Genomic DNA, 17,898 nt, shown 5'->3' on the forward strand with positions numbered 1-17,898 from the left:
CGACCGCACTTGGTATTTTTTGCCGTTTTTCTAAACTTGGCTTCCAAAAAGGAGGCGTGATGCGTAGCGGGTTTACTTTATTGGACGTGTTATTGGCGGTGTTTGTGTTGAGCGTATTGGCGACGGCAACACGTCCGCAATGGCAGGCGTTGTCGGATTATCAGGTGTTGCAGAAAGAGCAGAGAAAGTTGTTCGCCTTTTTGCGTCATATGCAGCTGCGGATTGAAAATTCACAGGAGATTTGGTTGTTGCTGATCAACCGCGATACCCACAAAAATTGGTGCGTAACGGTACAGCGCAAGGATAATCTGCTGTGCGATTGTTTTATTCCCGCCGGTTGTCCGGCACGCGTGCAGGCGCATTTTTATCAAGCGAGTTTTGCACCGCAAACCCAGATTATCAGTAAAAAATACTATCCGAGCGAAATCAGTCGCTTGAGCGGTGTACGAGACACCTTCTCGGCGGCGTGTTTCGTGTTGCAGGCAGGCAAACACCGCTCGATTTTTTCCTTGTTTAATGTCGGCAGTTTAAGGGTGAAAGATGACCAAGCGGCAAGTGCCTGTGTTAATGACAGCTAAGCGTTATAAAGCGGGTTTTACCCTGTTGGAATTGATGATTGCGGCGGCGGTCGGTTCGTTCCTTTTGTTGTTGATTGTCGGTTTTTTCAGCCGAGCCAGCGTGTTTAACCGCGAATTATTGCTGCGTTTGCAACTACAGCAGGAGGTGCAAAAAGTACTGCAACTGATGGCAAAAGATATTAGCCGCAGCGGTTTTGCTTACCTCGATCAACGGATTGAGCAAACGAACTTAGCGCTGTTTAACCACGCAGACGGCAGCTCAACCACGATCACGGCGGCAAACCGTGAAAGCGCAAACAGCTGTTTACTGTTTTGGTACGATTTGGATCACAGCGGTTGCGTCGGCGGCAATCATGGTCGACAGTGCCAAGTGGCGGGGCAAAATCGAACGCTGGACATTCAAAAAGAGCTGTTGGGTTATCGTTTAAAAAGCAAAATGGTGGAAACGCGCGCGATGTACAAAAGCGGCACAATTCAGCAGTGTGAGCGTGAACAATGCCATGCTTACTTGGCAAAAAACGGTTGCGATACGCGCGGTTGGGCGGATCTCTTGGACAGCGACATCTACCAGGTCAGCCGTTTGCACTTTTCATGGCTGGCACAACGGCGCGGAGTGTTAGTGCAAATTCAAGCCAATTATAAGCGCGAACCGCACATTCAATATCAAAGTGCGGTGGTGATTGCACTGCACAACCGTTTATTGGCAGGAGAATAATGTTAGCTTGGAAAAAGGGCATGGCGAGTTTGTGGGCGCTTTTGTTGCTGTCGTCGGTGTTGTGGCTGTTTCTGTTGGTCGATCATGATGTGTTGGGCTTACAGCGCGCCAATTTGGGCGAACGTATGCGTTATTTACAACAACGTGAGCCGTTGTTGGCACGGAGTTTATCGCCTGACGCCGATTCGGCTTGCCGACAAGCCGCAATAAACCGAGCCGAAAGTGATACTTTTCGTTTAACCTTTGCCGGCGCGGATAAGCAAACGCAGCGGCACTTTGTATTATGTCGCCAACTAAGCCTGTTTAAACAGTTGCCGCAACAGGCATTGGCAAGTAAAATAGGTGATTTTTTGAACGCCGAGGTGGAACAATTCACATTTTTAACCCTGCCGTTAAGTGCCGAAGATTACCAGCGCGGTGGCATATTGTGGCTGGTGGAAAACGCTGAATGGCAGTTGCAACAGGATTTTTATGGCGTGGTGATCACCGAGGGCGATCTCAGTTTAAACGGCGACGGCACACTGTTTGGCGCAGTCATTCATAACGGTAAAGTGCGGTTGGAACGGCAGGATCAGATTGTTTTTACCCCGCAAGTGATCGAAAAAACCGCTGCCGAGTATCAACAATGGCAGTATAGGCAGGGCAGTTGGCATGATTTTAACCCGTTATAAGCGAATGCGTTTTGCCTATCGGCGTGGTGCGGGCACGGCGGCGGTGCTGCTGACGTTAATGTTGTTCAGTTTCAGCCTGTTGGCAGTCTCCCGTTGGCTGACGGCACAACAGCGTGACGGTTTGCAGATTTATCAGCAATATCAGGCGCTGTTGCTGGCGCAAAACCAATTTGCACGCCAACGTTTGGGCTTGGGCTGTGAAACGCCGATCACACAAAATCAGATCCGCTTTGACGTGCAATGCCAAGCGCAACGGGTGAAAGTGCGGTTTCCGTTGGGCGAAATCAGCTTGAGTGCGGAAAATCGCTAAATCGGCTTGCAATCGTTAGCGCTCTTGTTGACAATGGCAACACATCTGCCAAGGAGAATGACCGTGCTGCACCTGTATTATTCCAACCATTTAGAGATTCAAAAAGCGATTTTAGTCAACTTAATGCAACGTAATCCGCTGCCTGATCCGTTCCGGAGCGAACAGATTTTGGTGCAAAGTCAGGGCATGGCGCAGTGGTTGAAATTACAGATTGCGGCGGAGTGCGGCGTTGCCGCCAACATCGATTTTCCGCTGCCGGCGAGTTTTATTTGGCAACAATATCACCGCACTTTGCCGAATGTGCCGCAGCAAAACGCCTTTCAAAAAGAGGCAATGTTGTGGCATTTGTTGGCGCTGATTCCCACGCTGCTGGCAGACAGCGATTTTACCCCATTGAAAAAATATCTCGGCGAGCCGTTAGAACAGGAAAAACTGTATCACTTGGCAAGCAAAATTGCCGATCTGTTCGACCAATATTTGGTCTATCGCCCCGAGTGGATCACCGCATGGGAACAGCAACGGGAACAGGATATTCTGCAACAATTACGGCGCGGCTTAAGCCAAAATAATCAAGAATTGTCGGCTTTATTGCAGCAAGATCTGCAAAGTGCGGTCAGCTGGCAGGGCAAATTGTGGCGGGCGTTGTATGCGCGGGTGGCGCAGCAAAGCGCAGAGCAGGGCGAACAGTGTTATCACCGTGCCAATTTGCATACGGCTTATTTGCAACAATTGGCAAAGCAAACGGCGGCATTGCCATCGCAACGGTTGTTTATTTTCGGTATTTCCGCCTTGCCGACCGCTTATCTGCAAACCTTTCAGGCGTTGGCACGGCAGAGTGAAGTCCACCTGTTTTTTAATAATCCGTGCCGTTATTACTGGGGCGATATTCTTGACCGCACTTTTCTGCAAAAGTTGCAATTGCGCCGGCGCCAAGCCTATTTGCAAGAAACATCCGAACAAGCAGACTCGCGCCCGTGGCTGAATGCGCAGCAACAGGCGCAAGCCACGCAGGACGATTGGCAAAATCCGCTCGGCTATCTGCAAAGCGGCAATCCGCTGTTGGCGGCATGGGGCAAAATGGGGCGCGATTTTTTATCATTATTAAGTCAAAGCGAAGCCAATGAAATTGACGCTTACGCCGCGATTGCGGGGAACGGCTTGTTGGCGCAACTGCAAAATGCGATTTTGGATTTGCAACCGCTGCAATCGCCGCCGCCGTTCGTTTGGCAGGCGCAGGATCAAAGCCTGACGATTCATGCTTGCCACAGCCCAATGCGCGAAGTGGAAATTTTACACGATCAACTATTACATTGGTTTCAACAAGACCGCACGTTGACGCCGAAAGACATCGTGGTGATGGTGGCGGACGTGGATAACTATGTGCCGTATATTCATGCGGTGTTTGCGCAATACGGTTACCAAGATCCGCATTTTATTCCCTACGAAATCGCCGACCGCAAACACAGTCACAGCGATGTGATTATCTCAACCTTTTTGGCGTTGTTGCAATTAAAAGAAAGCCCGTTCACCGCCGAAGCCGTGTTGGGGCTGCTTGACGTTGCCGAACTGCGTGAACGTTTTGCGATTGAACTCTCTGATTTGACAACATTGAAAAACTGGGTGGCGCAGAACGGCATTCGCTATGGCTTGCGCCGCGAGGGGGAAAGCGAGCCGAATTACAATTCATGGCAAAGTGGGCTGGAAAGAATGCTACTTGGCACGGCAATGCGCGAAGCGGACGGTGTTTGGCAAGAGACGGTGGCATTTGATTTTAGCTTCGGCTTGGATGCGCAATTGGTCGGCAAACTGGGCGAGTTTTTGCAACAATTGCAAGATTGGCATGCCTTGTTACAACAAACACACCGCATTGCTGATTGGCAACAGGCGTTACAAAATGCGTTACAGCAGTTTTTTATCGACAGCGACGACAGCCGCCACGCCCTGCTGTTTTTGGCGCAACGGATTGATGAGGTGTTTCAAACCGCACTTGAGACCCAATTTGAAGGCGAATTGAGCAGCGAGGTGGTGGCGGAACTGATGAACAGCCGTTTATCGGAAGAAGACAACAGTTTCAATTTTCTCAACGGCAAATTGAGTTTTTGCACCTTGCTGCCGATGCGCGCGATTCCGTTCAAGGTGGTGGCGTTGCTCGGCATGAACGAGGGCGATTATCCGCGCCGACATAATCCGAACAGCTTTGATTTAATGCAATATGCGCCGCAAAAAGGCGACCGCGTGCGGCGTGATGATGATCGCTATCTGTTTTTAGAGGCGATTTTATCGGCGCAACAAAAGCTGTATATCAGCTATGTCGGACGTTCATTGACCGATAATCAAGTGTTGCAACCGTCGGTGTTAGTCAGCCAGCTCGTCGATTATTTGGCGGAGCAAATCGCAACGGACAGCGGCGAAGTGCGCTCAAAATTGATCCAAACCCACCCGATGACCGTGTTCAGTGCCGAAAATTTCAAGCCGCACAATCCAAACCGCTCTTTTGCCAAAGGGTGGCTGGCGGCAACGCAGCAACAACATGACGTTAGCAATTTTGTGCAACCGCTGGCGGCAAATCCGCTGCAAAGTGCGGTGATAGAATTGGATCGTTTGATCCGTTTTGTGCAAGATCCGTTGCGTTATTTTTTTGAACAACAGCTTGGCGCGTATTTCCGCCAATATGACACCGCGTTGGAAGAGAGCGAAGTGTTTCAGTTGTCAAAACTGGAAAACTACCAATTAAAGGAACGGCTTTTACGGCAACCGGCAAGCGATTGGGGGCAACAATTCGACTACGCCAAATATAAAGGCGAATTGCCGCGCGCCGCCTTTGCTGAGATTGCCGAACAAAAAATCAGCGACGAGTTGCAACCGCTCAGTGCCGCGATTGCGCCGTATTTAAGCCAAACGGCGCAAACCCTGCCGATTGATTTAACGTTTGAGATTGACGGGCAAGATTACCGATTGCAAGGCGACATCACACAGCTGTATCAAGGGCGGCAAGTGCGCTGGCGCAGCGGCAGCGTGAAAGCGCAACATCAAATCGAAAGCTGGATCACCTATTTAGCCCAATGCGTGCAACGGCAACAAACCGCCGCAACACCGCACTTTTATGGGATTGAGAAAGGCAAGGTGAGCCGTTTGCAATTTGCGGAGATGAGCGTCGAACAAGCGCAACAACAGTTAGCTTGTTACGTTGCGGATTTCCTGCGCTCGGAACAGCAGTTGTTTGTGGTGCCAACCGCACTTTATCCGCTGTTTTTTGCCGATAAAGCGAAAACAGACGAGGAATTACGGCAGGAAATTCAAAACTTGGCACAAGACGGTTTCCATGAAAGCGACAAAGCCGATCCCTATTGGCAACGGCTGCTCAGCCAACAGCAACAGCTTGATTTGAATGCGATAAAAGAGAAAATGCAGCAGTGGTTTGGGCTGATGGCGCAAAGTGCGGTTGGGGAAAGTCAGTAAATCGTGATGATCCGCTTGCGACTTGTGGCAACAATCAATAAACTAGCAGGCTTAATTTTTATCATTGAGTGGGAAAAATGCAAGTTTCAGATTTTCATTTTGAGTTGCCGGACGAGCTGATTGCACGTTATCCGAAAGCGGAACGCAGCAGCAGCCGTTTGTTGTGCCTGAACGGACAAAGCGGCGAATTGCGGCACCGTCAATTTGCCGAGGTGTTGGATTTGGTCGACGCCGGCGATTTATTGGTGTTCAATAATACCCGTGTGATTCCGGCGCGCATGTTCGGACGCAAAAGCAGCGGTGGCAAATTAGAAGTGTTGGTTGAGCGGGTGTTGGGCGAACGCCGTTGTTTGGCACACGTGCGTGCCTCGAAAGCGCCGCAAGCCGGGGCGCAGATTATTCTGGGCGAAGACAAGTTAGGCGCGGGCAACGGCATTGCTTTTGTGATGAAAGCGCGCCACGATACCTTGTTTGAGTTGGAAGTGGTCGGCGATACGCCGTTGTTGGCGATTTTACAGCAAATCGGGCATATTCCGTTGCCGCCGTATATTGATCGCCCTGATGAAGAAATGGATCAGGAGCGTTATCAAACCGTGTATAATCAAGTGCCCGGCGCAGTTGCCGCGCCGACCGCCGGTTTGCATTTCGATCAGGCGTTGTTAGACAAATTGGCGGCAAAAGGCGTGAATTTTGCCTTTGTGACTTTGCACGTCGGCGCAGGCACATTCCAGCCGGTGCGGGTGGAAAAAGTGGAAGATCACCATATGCACGCCGAATATGTTGAAGTCGATGAGCAGACGGTGCAAGCGGTGTTAGCCACCAAAGCTGCCGGGAAACGGGTGATTGCGGTCGGCACGACCTCGGTGCGCGCCCTCGAAAGTGCGGCATTGGCAGCGGCGGAAACACCGTTGTCGCAACAACAACCGCACTTGCTTGCGCCTTATTTTTCCGACACTACGATTTTCCTTTATCCGGGCAAACCGTTTCGCGTGGTCGATGCGCTGATTACCAATTTCCATTTGCCGGAATCGACCTTGGTGATGTTGGTTTCTGCTTTTGCCGGTTACCGCCATACCATGCAGGCGTATCAAAGTGCGGTTGCCGAGCGGTACCGTTTCTTTAGTTACGGCGACGCGATGTTTATTAGCAAAAATCCTGATGTGAGCGGATTGGCTTGAGTTTTCAAATCAAGCTAATTACGATATTTTAAGTAGCCACGATATTTTAGGTAGCTGGAAGATTCTTTTCTCCCTTCCTCCCTGTGCGGAGGGAGTACCATTTTTCGCTAGAAAAATGGGGAGGGACATAAAGCAAAAGTACGGATCGCCGCACTTTTATTCTTTAAATAAGATCAATCTTCGGACTGTTTTTCCGTTGATAGGAGCAAAATATGAAATATGAATTACACAACACCGACGGACGCGCACGGCGCGGGCGTTTGACCTTTCAACGTCCGCAAGGGGAATTTAGCGTGGAAACGCCGGCGTTTATGCCGGTCGGGACGTACGGCACGGTGAAAGGCATGACCCCGGAAGAAGTGAAAGCCACCGGCGCGCAAATTTTGTTGGGCAACACCTTTCACCTGTGGCTGCGACCGGGGCAGGAAGTGATGAAACTGCACGGCGATCTGCATGATTTTATGCAGTGGCACGGGCCGATCTTGACCGATTCCGGCGGTTTCCAAGTGTTCAGCTTGGGCGATATTCGTAAAATCAAAGAAGAGGGCGTACATTTCCGTAATCCGATTAACGGCGAGAAAATTTTCTTATCGCCGGAAAAATCAATGGAAATTCAATATGATCTCGGTTCGGATATTGTGATGATTTTCGATGAATGCACGCCGTATCCCGCCGATTTTGATTATGCCAAAAATTCAATGGAAATGTCGCTGCGTTGGGCGAAACGCAGCCGTGATCGTTTCGATGAATTAGGCAACAAAAATGCGTTGTTCGGTATTATTCAAGGCGGCGTATATGAAGAATTGCGCAAGGTTTCGGTCGAGGGCTTGGTGGAAATCGGTTTTGACGGCTATGCGGTCGGCGGTTTGGCAGTGGGCGAGCCGAAAGAAGATATGCACCGCATTTTGGAATATATTTGTCCGCAAATTCCGCAGGATAAACCGCGTTATTTAATGGGCGTGGGCAAACCGGAGGATTTGGTGGAAGGCGTGCGCCGCGGGATTGATATGTTCGACTGCGTGATGCCGACCCGCAATGCGCGCAACGGACACTTGTTCACCGCAGACGGCGTGATTAAAATCCGTAACGCCAAATACCGCGACGATGTATCGCCATTGGAAGCGGAATGTGATTGTTATACCTGTAAAAATTACACCAAAGCCTATCTGTATCATTTGGACAAGTGCGGTGAAATTTTGGGTGCGAGACTGAATACCATTCACAACCTGCGTTATTATCAACGCTTGATGGCACAGTTGCGCACCGCGATTGAAAATGGCGAATTAGAACAGTTTGTCGCGCAGTTTTACGCCCGTATCGGCAAGCCGGTGCCGCCGTTGAATGAATACCACGCATTTGATGACGGAAAATAAGCCTGACAACAAGAAGATTTTCACTTTAGCCGTGTTTTATGCTATTTTGAACACCGCTATTACAGTCGGGGCGGTTATGTTGAACAAGCATGAGCGTCCTGTTTACTTAATTTAATCACTAACTTAAAAAGGATAAAAAAATGGACGCACAACAAGGCGGCGGAATGCAAATGATCTTTATTTTGGTAATCTTTGCCTTAATTTTCTATTTTATGATCTATCGTCCGCAAGCAAAACGTAACAAGGATCACCGCAATTTAATGGCGTCACTGGCGAAAGGCGAAGAAGTGCTGACCAGCGGCGGTTTAATCGGTAAAATCAGCAAAGCCTCTGCCGAAAGTGATTACATCGTGATTGCGTTAAATGACAATATCGAAGTGACCATCAAACGTGATTTCGTGGTGGCGGTGCTGCCAAAAGGTTCTTTGAAATCCCTGTAATTTTCCAATCTTCCAATTAACTTCCGAGTGAGGGGCATTAATTGTGTTAAATCGTTTCCCTTTATGGAAGAACCTGATGGTGATCATTTTGGTCGCCATCGGCATTTTATATGCTCTTCCAAATCTTTATGGTGAAGATCCTGCGGTGCAAATTTCCGGCACCCGCGGACAGCAGGCAGACAACACCACTTATCAACGAGTACAACAAGTCTTACAACAAAACCAATTAGCGGTGAAATCGTTACAATTGGAAAACGGTTCTGTGTTGGCAAAATTCGCCAATACCGATGATCAACTACTGGCGAAAGATAAACTGGCTGAAAATTTAGGCAAGGGTTATTCAGTGGCGTTGAATCTGGCGCCGGCAACCCCGGCGTGGTTGGAAGCGATTGGCGGCAGCCCGATGAAACTGGGATTGGATTTGCGCGGTGGGGTACGTTTCCTAATGCAGGTCGATATGAAGACCGCACTTGAGAAACTGGAAACCCAGCGCCAAGACAATTTGCGCACCGAATTGCGCAAAGCGCGGATTGCTTATACTAATATCCGTCAAGGTGAAAACTATTCCACCGTCATTACGCTGGGCGAACAAGCCTCCGAATCGGAAGCGCAAAGTTTAATTCGCCGCATTGATCCGAATTTACAACAAAGCCTTAACGGCAAAGTGATTACGCTTACCATGTCGGAAGCGGACTTGGCACAGGTGCGTGAACACGCGATTGAGCAAAACCTGACGATTTTGCGTAAACGGGTAAATGAATTAGGTGTGGCGGAACCGGTGGTGCAACGCCAAGGGGCCGAACGCATAGTGATTGAATTGCCGGGCGTGCAAGATACCGCGCGCGCCAAAGAAATTTTGGGTGCGACGGCGACCTTGGAATTCCGTCTGGTGAATACTAATGCGAGTGCCGATTTTGCTGCACGCGGCATGGTGCCGTCAGATTCCGAAGTGAAAAATGATCGCGAAGGCAATCCGGTAGTGCTGTATCGTCGCGTGATTCTTGGCGGCGAACATATCACAGGGGCAACGTCGGGCAGCGATCACACTACAGGTCGCCCAGAAGTGAATATTACCCTCGATAGCGAGGGCGGCAATTTGATGGCGGCGGCGACCCGCGATGCCATCGGCAAACCGATGGCAACCTTATACAGCGAGTATAAAGAGAGTGGTCGGGTTGATGACAAAGGCACGCCGATTCTGGAAAAACACGAAGAAGTGATTAACGTGGCGACCATTAACGATCGTCTCGGCAGCCGTTTCCGTATCAGCGGTATCGACAGCCCGGCTGAAGCGTTAAATTTATCGGTGCTGTTGCGTGCCGGGGCGTTGATTGCGCCGATTCAAATCGTAGAGGAACGCACGATCGGGCCGTCTTTAGGGGCGCAAAATATCGAACAAGGCATGGAAGCGAGTCTATACGGCTTAGGTTTCACCATTCTGTTTATGCTGTTTGTCTATCGTAAATTCGGCATGATAGCCAACCTTGCCTTAGTGCTGAATATCGTATTGCTGATTGGCGTGTTGTCTTTACTGCCGGGGGCAACCCTGACAATGCCGGGCATTGCCGGAATCGTGTTGGCGGTGGGCATGTCAGTCGATGCCAACGTGCTGATCTTTGAACGGATTAAGGAAGAGTTGCGCAACGGGCGCAGCGTGCAACAAGCGATTCACGAAGGCTACAACGGTGCCTTTTCCAGTATTTTCGACGCCAACTTAACCACGATTTTGGTCGCGATTATTTTGTATGCGGTCGGCACCGGACCGGTAAAAGGCTTTGCCATCACCTTGTCATTGGGCGTGGCGATTTCTATGTTCACCGCAATCACCGGCACGCGTGCGATTGTGAACTTCCTGTATGGCGGCAAACGCATTGATAAGTTGTCAATTTAGATTGAGGATTAAATGGTGAATGTAAAAGCAAAACAACCTATTGAAACCGAAAGCGGCATAAAACTGGCACGCAGTGTAATCCCGTTTATGAAATACCGCATTCCCGGCTATATTTTTTCGTTAGCGGTGATAGCCATCAGTTTATTCTTTGTGGTGACGAAGGGATTTAACTGGGGCTTGGATTTTACCGGTGGTACCGTGATCGAAGCCAGCTTCTCCCAACCGGCGGATTTACCGAAAGTGCGGTCTGCATTGGCGGAAAATGATTTCGGCAGTGCGGTGGTGCAGGCTTCCGGTGGCACGCGTGATGTGATGATCCGTTTACCGTCGGAAGACGGCGACACCACGATTGGACCGAAAGTGATCAATATTCTGCAAAGTATTGATGCTCAATCAACTGTGCGCAGTATTGAGTTTGTTGGTCCGAACGTAGGGAAAGAGCTGACCGAAGCGGCGATTTATGCCACGTTGGTAACCTTAATTATGTTGCTGTTGTATGTCGGTCTACGCTTTGAATGGCGTTTGGGAGCCGGCGGGATTTTAGCGTTAGCACATGATGTGATTGTAACCTTGGGCGTATTCGCTGCGTTACAGATTGAAATCGACTTGACTTTCGTGGCAGCGATTCTCTCGGTAATCGGTTATTCTCTGAATGATAGTATCGTGGTATTTGACCGAATCCGCGAAAACTTCCGTAAAATCCGCCGTACTGCGGCACAAGACATTATGGATATTTCTTTGACCCAAACCCTTGCCAGAACTTTGATGACCTCGGCAACCACCTTGGTCGTGGTATTGGCATTGTATATTTGGGGCGGGCCGAGTATTCATAACTTCTCACTTGCCTTATTAATCGGGATTGGTTTCGGTACGTATTCTTCGATTTATATCGCAACCGCACTTGCGCTGGATCTCGGCTTAACACGCGAACACATGCTGCCGCCGAAAGTTGAAAAAGAAGGCGAAGACCAAGAGGCGATTATGCCGTAGGCAGATTTTCGCGGCGATAGTAAAAGCCATATTTGTTCACAAATATGGCTTTCTGTTATATTGAATAAGAAAGGTTATGGCGTCATATTACTGCCGCTGACGCCTTTAAGCGGTTTGCCATCGGCACTGTTAATCAAAACTAAAATACCGAACAACGGGTGGTCAAAATACATCATTTGGTTATCCGTGTAACTGCTTTGGCTTTGATACTGGATAGTGTGCCGTGCCGAGGCGACGGCGGTTTCGGTTTCTTGCTCTTTATCGGAGACCGCGTCAATATCCGGTACAACGGTTGTCACATCTTGTCCGACACTGCCAAAAACCGGCATTAAGCGGGAGGCGCTTTTTTTGTCGTCGTAACTAAAAGCCAGATTGAAATTTAACTCGATTTTATCATCCTGCCACACCGTAAAACGCCCATCCAACGAGGGGAGACGATCCGCGGCTGATTGAATGTGAATCGGCACGGCCAAACTTTGTTGGTTTAGCGCTTGTGTCCAAGCTTGGTGATAAAACGGCACATAGGCATCGTGTTGTTCAAATTTCGTATAAATATCATTGAGCTGCATAGCACTGTCGGGCAATGCGCGTGCGTTGATTTGTGTTTCCGATGGTAAAATGGCATCGGCGGTCGGAATGACCGAGCTGAGTTCCGGGAATTGCTGGTTCAGACTATCGCCGTCTAGCAGGCGTTGGAATGCAATGATCTCCACATTAATTTGCGTGGCATACTCTTCAGCAGCAGTGGCGGATTGCGGCGGATTGTCCGTTGGAATGGCGGCGCTGACCGCACTTTGATGATCGGCGCTTGGGGTTTGTTCCGCATAAACTTGGCTTCCAATCAACATTAGGCTGAGAGATTTTGCAACCAGTGACAAAACGGTTCGGGGTAAACGCATAACAGAGACTCCCATCATAAAAATGCTATAAACAACAACGTCGAATTAACTGGCTTCTGCGCTTTCCGGTGTAGCAGGGACGGTGTCGGGCACCGTTGGCAGGATTAACGGATCCCGGCTTTCCTCTTCTACCGGGGCGGTTTCCAGTTGGCGCGCCGGCGGCGAATATTTGCTCGGTTGATCTTTATCGAGACCTAATAATTTACTTTGTAAGCGTTTAAAACTGCTTTGCGGTGACAACCAAATATCCAAAAACGCCTGATTAAACGCGTTGCCGAATTGCGGTTCCAATACGGTATCATTCAGCACAAAATAACCGGTATCTTCCAAAGCAATATAATTCAGCAAATCTTGCGGTTGAAAATCCGGTAAGCTTTGTTCTAATTTTGCCGCCCACTGGCTTTGTAACTCGGGAGAGACTTGCGGCGCAATATTGCTTAGCTCTTTTTTAATGGTAATCGCAAAGTTTTTGCCTTCGACCGGTTTGGCATAATTCAACGTCAGCATGAGCGGACGTTGGTTCGGTTGGTATTCGCCATTTTCGCTATACAGGGTAATGGTATAGATATGGAAAGGCCCCCAAGTATAGTCAACCGTACCGACCGGCAACCAAGTCGCCGAAGCCAGCTTGCTGAAAAGCAAAAGGAACAGGGGAGTGGCAATTTTTAATAATTTCATAATATAACCGATGAATTACTCGGACAACACAACTTAATGAGATTATAACATAAACGGTGATAAGGTCTAATTTAGCCGGGAATAAAAACGGGATCCGAAGATCCCGTTCTCATCGCGCCAGCGTTATTTTTTCAGGCTGCCGACCATATCTTCAGGACGAACCCACTCTTCAAATTGTTCAGCGGTAACCAAACCAAGGTTAATCGCTTCTTCTTTCAGGGTAGTGCCGTTTTTGTGGGCGGTTTTGGCGATTTTCGCCGCATTTTCGTAACCGATATGGGTATTCAGTGCGGTCACCAACATTAATGAATTTTGCAACTGCATTTGAATGCGAGGGTGATTCGGTTCAATACCAACCGCACAATGCTCGTCGAATGACACACAAGCGTCAGCCAACAGTTGCGCCGATTGCAGGAAGTTTGCCGCCATCACCGGTTTGAATACGTTCAGTTGGAAATGCCCTTGCGTACCGGCGAACGAGATGGTGGTGTCGTTGCCCAACACTTGTGCGCATACCATGGTCAAGGCTTCGCATTGGGTCGGATTGACTTTGCCCGGCATAATCGAGGAACCCGGCTCATTTTCAGGGATTAAAATTTCACCGATACCGGAGCGTGGACCCGACGCCAATAAACGAATATCGTTGGCGATTTTATACAGTGAGACCGCTAATTGTTTTAACGCACCATGGGTTTCCACAATCGCATCATGGGTTGCCAAGGCTTCGAATTTATTTTGCGCAGTCACGAACGGCAAGCCGGTGAATTTGGCGATATATTCCGCCACTTTGACATCATAACCTTGCGGCGTGTTTAAGCCTGTGCCGACCGCCGTGCCGCCTAGCGCCAATTCCGCCAAGTGCGGTAGCGTGTTTTTCAGCGCTTTTAAGCCGAAATCCAATTGCGCCGCATAGGCGGAAAATTCTTGCCCTAAGGTGAGCGGGGTTGCGTCCATTAAGTGGGTGCGTCCGATTTTCACCACATCGTTGAACGCCGCCGCTTTTTCGGCGAAGGTTTTTTGCAAACGCGCCACGCATGGAATGGTGGTTTCCACCACTTTTTTGTAAGCGGCGATGTGCATTGCAGTCGGGTAGGTGTCGTTGGAGGATTGGGATTTATTGACGTCATCATTCGGGTGGATCACGCTTTTTTCGCCCAGTTTACCGCCGTTAAGCACGTGCGCGCGGTTGGAAATCACTTCGTTGACGTTCATATTCGATTGCGTACCTGAACCGGTTTGCCAGATCACGAGTGGGAATTGATCATCCAGTTTATTCGCCAGAATTTCATCACAAGCCTGCCCGATCAGATCGCGTTTTTCCACTGGCAATACGCCTAAATCGGTGTTGGCAAACGCCGCGGCTTTTTTCAGGTAACCGAAAGCTTCGATGATTTCATGCGGCATAGAAGCGGCGGGACCGATTTTAAAATTATTGCGTGAACGCTCGGTTTGCGCCGCCCAATATTTGTCTGCCGGAACTTGAACTTCACCCATAGTGTCTTTTTCGATACGAAATGTCATAGTAATTTCCTCTATTAATAGAATTGGTAACGGAAAAATTTTAACATTACTACCTATTAAGTGGAATGCAAAGGCGATGATCTAAATCATGACAAATGAAGTTTTGTGAGACGAGTCACGAAGTTTGACAAATATTAGGGGGCAAAGGGCGTGTTGAACGCCCTTGCGTTAGCGGTTTGGAGCAGTGGGGCTTAGCGTTGGATTCGAATCACCGCTTGCACGCTTTCCCCTTGCGTCAATTTGCGGCTAATCCGCGACGTTTCAACACATAGCATGGTTTGATAGCCCTTCGGCGACATACTGCCGGTTTTTTTCTGCCACGGATTCCACACCACGATATCCGAGGCATTGATATGTTCAATTTCAATCATCCGCTGTTGGGCTTTATCTTCAATCCGGCTAATCGGATTTTCCGCTGAATAAATGCAATCGGTTTCCTGCGTGAATTGACGAGGCGAAGCGACATTTTCTTGCCGATTATTTAACGTATTAAGTGCGGTTTTCGGCAAGCCGTGTAACGTGGTTTGCGCAATATCGCCGACCTTGAAATAGCTGTGCAACGCCAGTTGCGCTTCTTGTTCGCCATAGTGCGTGAAAGTTAATACGCATTCGCTGCTAAACACCATTTTCAGCTCGGCTTCAACGAGATGATTGTTGTCATACAGCGTGAAGGTTAGCTCGGCTTTGTTATCGCTGACTTGCCATTGACTGAGTTGCCACAGGTTAATCCGTGCATAGCCGTGTGCCGGAGTGCCGTAATCTTTAAACCATGGATAACACACTGGAATTCCCCCGCGGATTGCCACACCCAGTTTAAACGGCTCGATTTCGCTTAACCACAAAAGATCTTCGGTGGCAAAGTGCGGTTGCCAGCTGAGCAAGTGTGCCCCTTGCAAGGCGATCACCGCTTTGCCAAGCGGGTGATCCAGCACGATAACCGGAATTTCATTAATTTGTTGCAGGGAAAGACTCGGGTGGATATGTTTCAGCAGTTGTATGGATTGAAATGACATAATGTAACCCTTTGGAATGGAAAGTAGTTGATATTCTACGCGGATTAAAAGGCTTGGCAATTGGATTTAGTTGTAACTCACATGCCGTTTGTATAATCTCATTTTTTGATTGGTAATTGTTGGAATTCAGCATTTTTTTAATAATGTTTTCCGATTGCTCATCTAAAGCGATATCAAATTTGTACTCCATGGATGACCTCGCTATGATGTTGATTTCAGCCAAGCCGGTTCGCTTGCCAACACCTTGGCATAAATCGGGCAATCCGTTTGGTGTGCGCCGGGCAAGTAGCCTGTGCTCATCAGAAATTCATTGACGATTTCGCCGCCGACGAATTTAAATTGCTTTTTGAATAACTTAACCCAATCGGCAAGGGCGCGAGGATGGTGGTGATCGAGCCAGTTTTTGAACGAACCATACTGCTGTTGTAATAATAAAATTTGCTGTGCGTTATGAATTGCGGCATTGACTTTCAGCCTGTTGCGCACGATACCGGCGTCATTCAACAACCGCACTTTGTCTTCTTCGCTGTAAGCGGCAACAGTGGCAATGTCGAATTGGGCGTAAGCGGCACGGAAATTCTGTTGTTTTTTCAGTATTAACGTCCAACGCAAACCGGCTTGATTGATTTCCAATACCAACCGCTCAAACAGCTCGTTGTCATCACTGATCGGATAACCGTAATGCTGATCGTGGTAGGTTTTATTCGGTTGCTCTTGCCCGGGGGTTAGATTGTTGACGTAATCACAATAACTCATGGTTTTTCCTTATAGTGTAAGGCTACATACAACCGCCACAGCTGCCGCAACGCCAATCTTCTTTATTGACGGCTTGATAGAAATAATGGAAATGTTCTTCGTCCAACGGCACATTCGAGGTGACAAACACGTCCGCCAACCAATCGGCGTTTTCAATAATCCACTCGTCTTCATACAGCCCTTCGCGAAACAGTTCTTCTTCCGGATCCATAAAACTATAGATACCGTTAGTCCCCATATCGTGTTCGCGTTTTTGTTCGGGCAACACCAGCGGCAGCCCTTGATAACTGATTTCCCAGTGCCCGAGGCAAAGCGTGTTGCCGACCGCCGTCCAACGGGCATGAAACGGATTAGACATAATATCGTACTCTTATCTAATAAAAATCAAGCAATATCTTACGCCTGCCAACGGGAATGTTAATGCCTCATAGTTGGTATTTTTATCAGCCGCATTACCTTATTTATTTGCCAAAATAACCGCTCTTTTCGGCGCAGGATAGCCCTCGATGGTTTTGCTGTGGTCGTTTGGATCGAGGAAGTCGATGAGCGATTCGTTTTCCAACCAGTCGGTTTTGCGTTGCTCTGCCAGCGAAGTGGCTGCCACATCAACACAGCGCACATTGCGGAAACCGCACTTTTCCAGCCAATTGATCAGTGCCGCCACCGACGGAATAAAATAGACGTTTTTCATTTTGGCGTAGCGATCTTGCGGCACTAATACACTATTGACATCGCCGTCGATCACCAGCGTTTCCAACACCAATTCGCCGCCTTTGACTAGCTGATCTTTCAGTTGGCTGAGGTGATCGAGCGGCGATTTGCGGTGATAGAGCACGCCCATTGAAAATACGCTGTCAAACGCGGCAAGCGGCTGCATTTGCTCAATGCCCAACGGAATTAAATGTGCACGGCGGTCATTATTCAGCAGTTTGCGCACCGCTTCGAACTGGCATAAAAACAGCTCGGTCGGATCGATTCCGACCACCATTTTTGCGCCCTCGCCGACCATGCGCCACATATGATAACCGCTGCCGCAGCCGACATCTAAAATCGTGCGATCCTGCAGCGGGGCTAAGTGCGGCAGCACCCGATCCCATTTAAAATCGGAACGCCATTCGCAATCAATATGAATGCCGTGCAAGTGATACGGACCTTTGCGCCACGGCATAAGTTGCTTCAAATGATACACAATCCGTTGCTGTTCGCCACCGGACAACGGCGCAGCCGCAACCGCTTCGACCGCACTTTTCAGGTTGATTTCGCCGGCGTTTAGCGCCGGCAAAAATTCAATCACTTTCGCCCATTTTGCATATTCGCCGTGCGCATTTTTTTGCCACCGGCTGAGTTGCAGCGGCAGGGTTTGCAGCCAATCCGACAAATTGGATTGGGCGATTTGTTGATAAAACGGGCGAAAATCAATCATCCT

General features: G+C 49.0%; 17 protein-coding genes. 10 read left to right on the forward strand and 7 right to left on the reverse strand.

Annotation, left to right across the window (positions count from 1 at the left end; all coding sequences use genetic code 11):
• Positions 1-59: 59 nt before the first annotated feature.
• The 10 genes from ACQ31U_RS09010 to secF all read left to right on the forward strand — a co-directional run bounded on the left by ACQ31U_RS09010 (position 60) and on the right by secF (position 11,605).
• Complete coding sequence (locus ACQ31U_RS09010) at positions 60-578, forward strand: type II secretion system protein (protein ID WP_431051326.1); 519 nt, start codon at positions 60-62, stop codon at positions 576-578.
• On the forward strand, positions 541-1,293 hold the full coding sequence (locus ACQ31U_RS09015; protein ID WP_431051328.1) for a prepilin-type N-terminal cleavage/methylation domain-containing protein: 753 nt from the start codon (positions 541-543) through the stop codon (positions 1,291-1,293). Before ACQ31U_RS09010 ends, ACQ31U_RS09015 begins: the two co-directional genes overlap by 38 nt.
• Positions 1,293-1,964, forward strand: a complete 672-nt coding sequence (locus ACQ31U_RS09020) for a DUF2572 family protein (protein WP_431051330.1) — start codon at positions 1,293-1,295, stop codon at positions 1,962-1,964. The genes ACQ31U_RS09015 and ACQ31U_RS09020 overlap by 1 nt, the downstream gene beginning before the upstream one ends.
• Positions 1,945-2,274, forward strand: a complete 330-nt coding sequence (locus tag ACQ31U_RS09025) for a DUF5374 domain-containing protein (RefSeq protein ID WP_431051332.1) — start codon at positions 1,945-1,947, stop codon at positions 2,272-2,274. Before ACQ31U_RS09020 ends, ACQ31U_RS09025 begins: the two co-directional genes overlap by 20 nt.
• Positions 2,275-2,331: 57 nt before the next feature.
• Positions 2,332-5,733 (forward strand): exodeoxyribonuclease V subunit gamma, encoded by a 3,402-nt coding sequence (gene recC / locus ACQ31U_RS09030; RefSeq protein WP_431051333.1) that lies wholly within the window; start codon positions 2,332-2,334, stop codon positions 5,731-5,733.
• 77 nt (positions 5,734-5,810) lie between these two features.
• Positions 5,811-6,911: a tRNA preQ1(34) S-adenosylmethionine ribosyltransferase-isomerase QueA gene (queA, locus tag ACQ31U_RS09035; protein WP_431051335.1), complete on the forward strand. Its 1,101-nt coding sequence runs from the start codon at positions 5,811-5,813 to the stop codon at positions 6,909-6,911.
• Between the two features lie 212 nt (positions 6,912-7,123).
• Positions 7,124-8,284 (forward strand): tRNA guanosine(34) transglycosylase Tgt, encoded by a 1,161-nt coding sequence (tgt, locus tag ACQ31U_RS09040; RefSeq protein ID WP_431051337.1) that lies wholly within the window; start codon positions 7,124-7,126, stop codon positions 8,282-8,284.
• A gap of 140 nt (positions 8,285-8,424) precedes the next feature.
• The gene (gene yajC, locus ACQ31U_RS09045) at positions 8,425-8,724 is read left to right on the forward strand and encodes a preprotein translocase subunit YajC (protein WP_431051339.1); all 300 of its coding nucleotides are present in this window, start codon (positions 8,425-8,427) and stop codon (positions 8,722-8,724) included.
• Between the two features lie 43 nt (positions 8,725-8,767).
• Positions 8,768-10,615 carry a protein translocase subunit SecD gene (secD, locus tag ACQ31U_RS09050; RefSeq protein WP_431051341.1) on the forward strand — a complete coding sequence of 616 codons (1,848 nt, stop codon included), beginning with the start codon at positions 8,768-8,770 and terminating at the stop codon, positions 10,613-10,615.
• A gap of 12 nt (positions 10,616-10,627) precedes the next feature.
• Entirely contained in the window at positions 10,628-11,605 is a 978-nt protein-coding gene (gene secF / locus ACQ31U_RS09055) for a protein translocase subunit SecF (protein ID WP_431051343.1), read from the forward strand.
• A gap of 74 nt (positions 11,606-11,679) precedes the next feature.
• On the opposite strand, the gene ACQ31U_RS09060 is transcribed toward secF, so the two are convergent.
• The 7 genes from ACQ31U_RS09060 to cmoB all read right to left on the reverse strand — a co-directional run bounded on the left by ACQ31U_RS09060 (position 11,680) and on the right by cmoB (position 17,895).
• Positions 11,680-12,504, reverse strand: a complete 825-nt coding sequence (locus ACQ31U_RS09060; protein WP_431051345.1) for a CsiV family protein — start codon at positions 12,502-12,504, stop codon at positions 11,680-11,682.
• A gap of 45 nt (positions 12,505-12,549) precedes the next feature.
• On the reverse strand, positions 12,550-13,182 hold the full coding sequence (locus ACQ31U_RS09065) for a chalcone isomerase family protein (RefSeq protein WP_431051346.1): 633 nt from the start codon (positions 13,180-13,182) through the stop codon (positions 12,550-12,552).
• A gap of 123 nt (positions 13,183-13,305) precedes the next feature.
• The gene (gene fumC, locus ACQ31U_RS09070) at positions 13,306-14,703 is read right to left on the reverse strand and encodes a class II fumarate hydratase (protein WP_431051347.1); all 1,398 of its coding nucleotides are present in this window, start codon (positions 14,701-14,703) and stop codon (positions 13,306-13,308) included.
• Positions 14,704-14,894: 191 nt separating this feature from the next.
• On the reverse strand, positions 14,895-15,716 hold the full coding sequence (locus ACQ31U_RS09075; protein WP_431051349.1) for a D-hexose-6-phosphate mutarotase: 822 nt from the start codon (positions 15,714-15,716) through the stop codon (positions 14,895-14,897).
• 201 nt (positions 15,717-15,917) lie between these two features.
• Positions 15,918-16,472: a DNA-3-methyladenine glycosylase I gene (locus ACQ31U_RS09080; RefSeq protein WP_431051351.1), complete on the reverse strand. Its 555-nt coding sequence runs from the start codon at positions 16,470-16,472 to the stop codon at positions 15,918-15,920.
• Between the two features lie 22 nt (positions 16,473-16,494).
• Complete coding sequence (locus tag ACQ31U_RS09085) at positions 16,495-16,830, reverse strand: hypothetical protein (protein WP_431051353.1); 336 nt, start codon at positions 16,828-16,830, stop codon at positions 16,495-16,497.
• A gap of 99 nt (positions 16,831-16,929) precedes the next feature.
• The gene (gene cmoB / locus ACQ31U_RS09090; protein WP_431051355.1) at positions 16,930-17,895 is read right to left on the reverse strand and encodes a tRNA 5-methoxyuridine(34)/uridine 5-oxyacetic acid(34) synthase CmoB; all 966 of its coding nucleotides are present in this window, start codon (positions 17,893-17,895) and stop codon (positions 16,930-16,932) included.
• Between the last annotated feature and the right edge of the window lie 3 nt (positions 17,896-17,898).

Origin of the sequence: Testudinibacter sp. TW-1 (assembly GCF_050613185.1) — a bacterium.
Taxonomy (GTDB): domain Bacteria; phylum Pseudomonadota; class Gammaproteobacteria; order Enterobacterales; family Pasteurellaceae; genus Chelonobacter.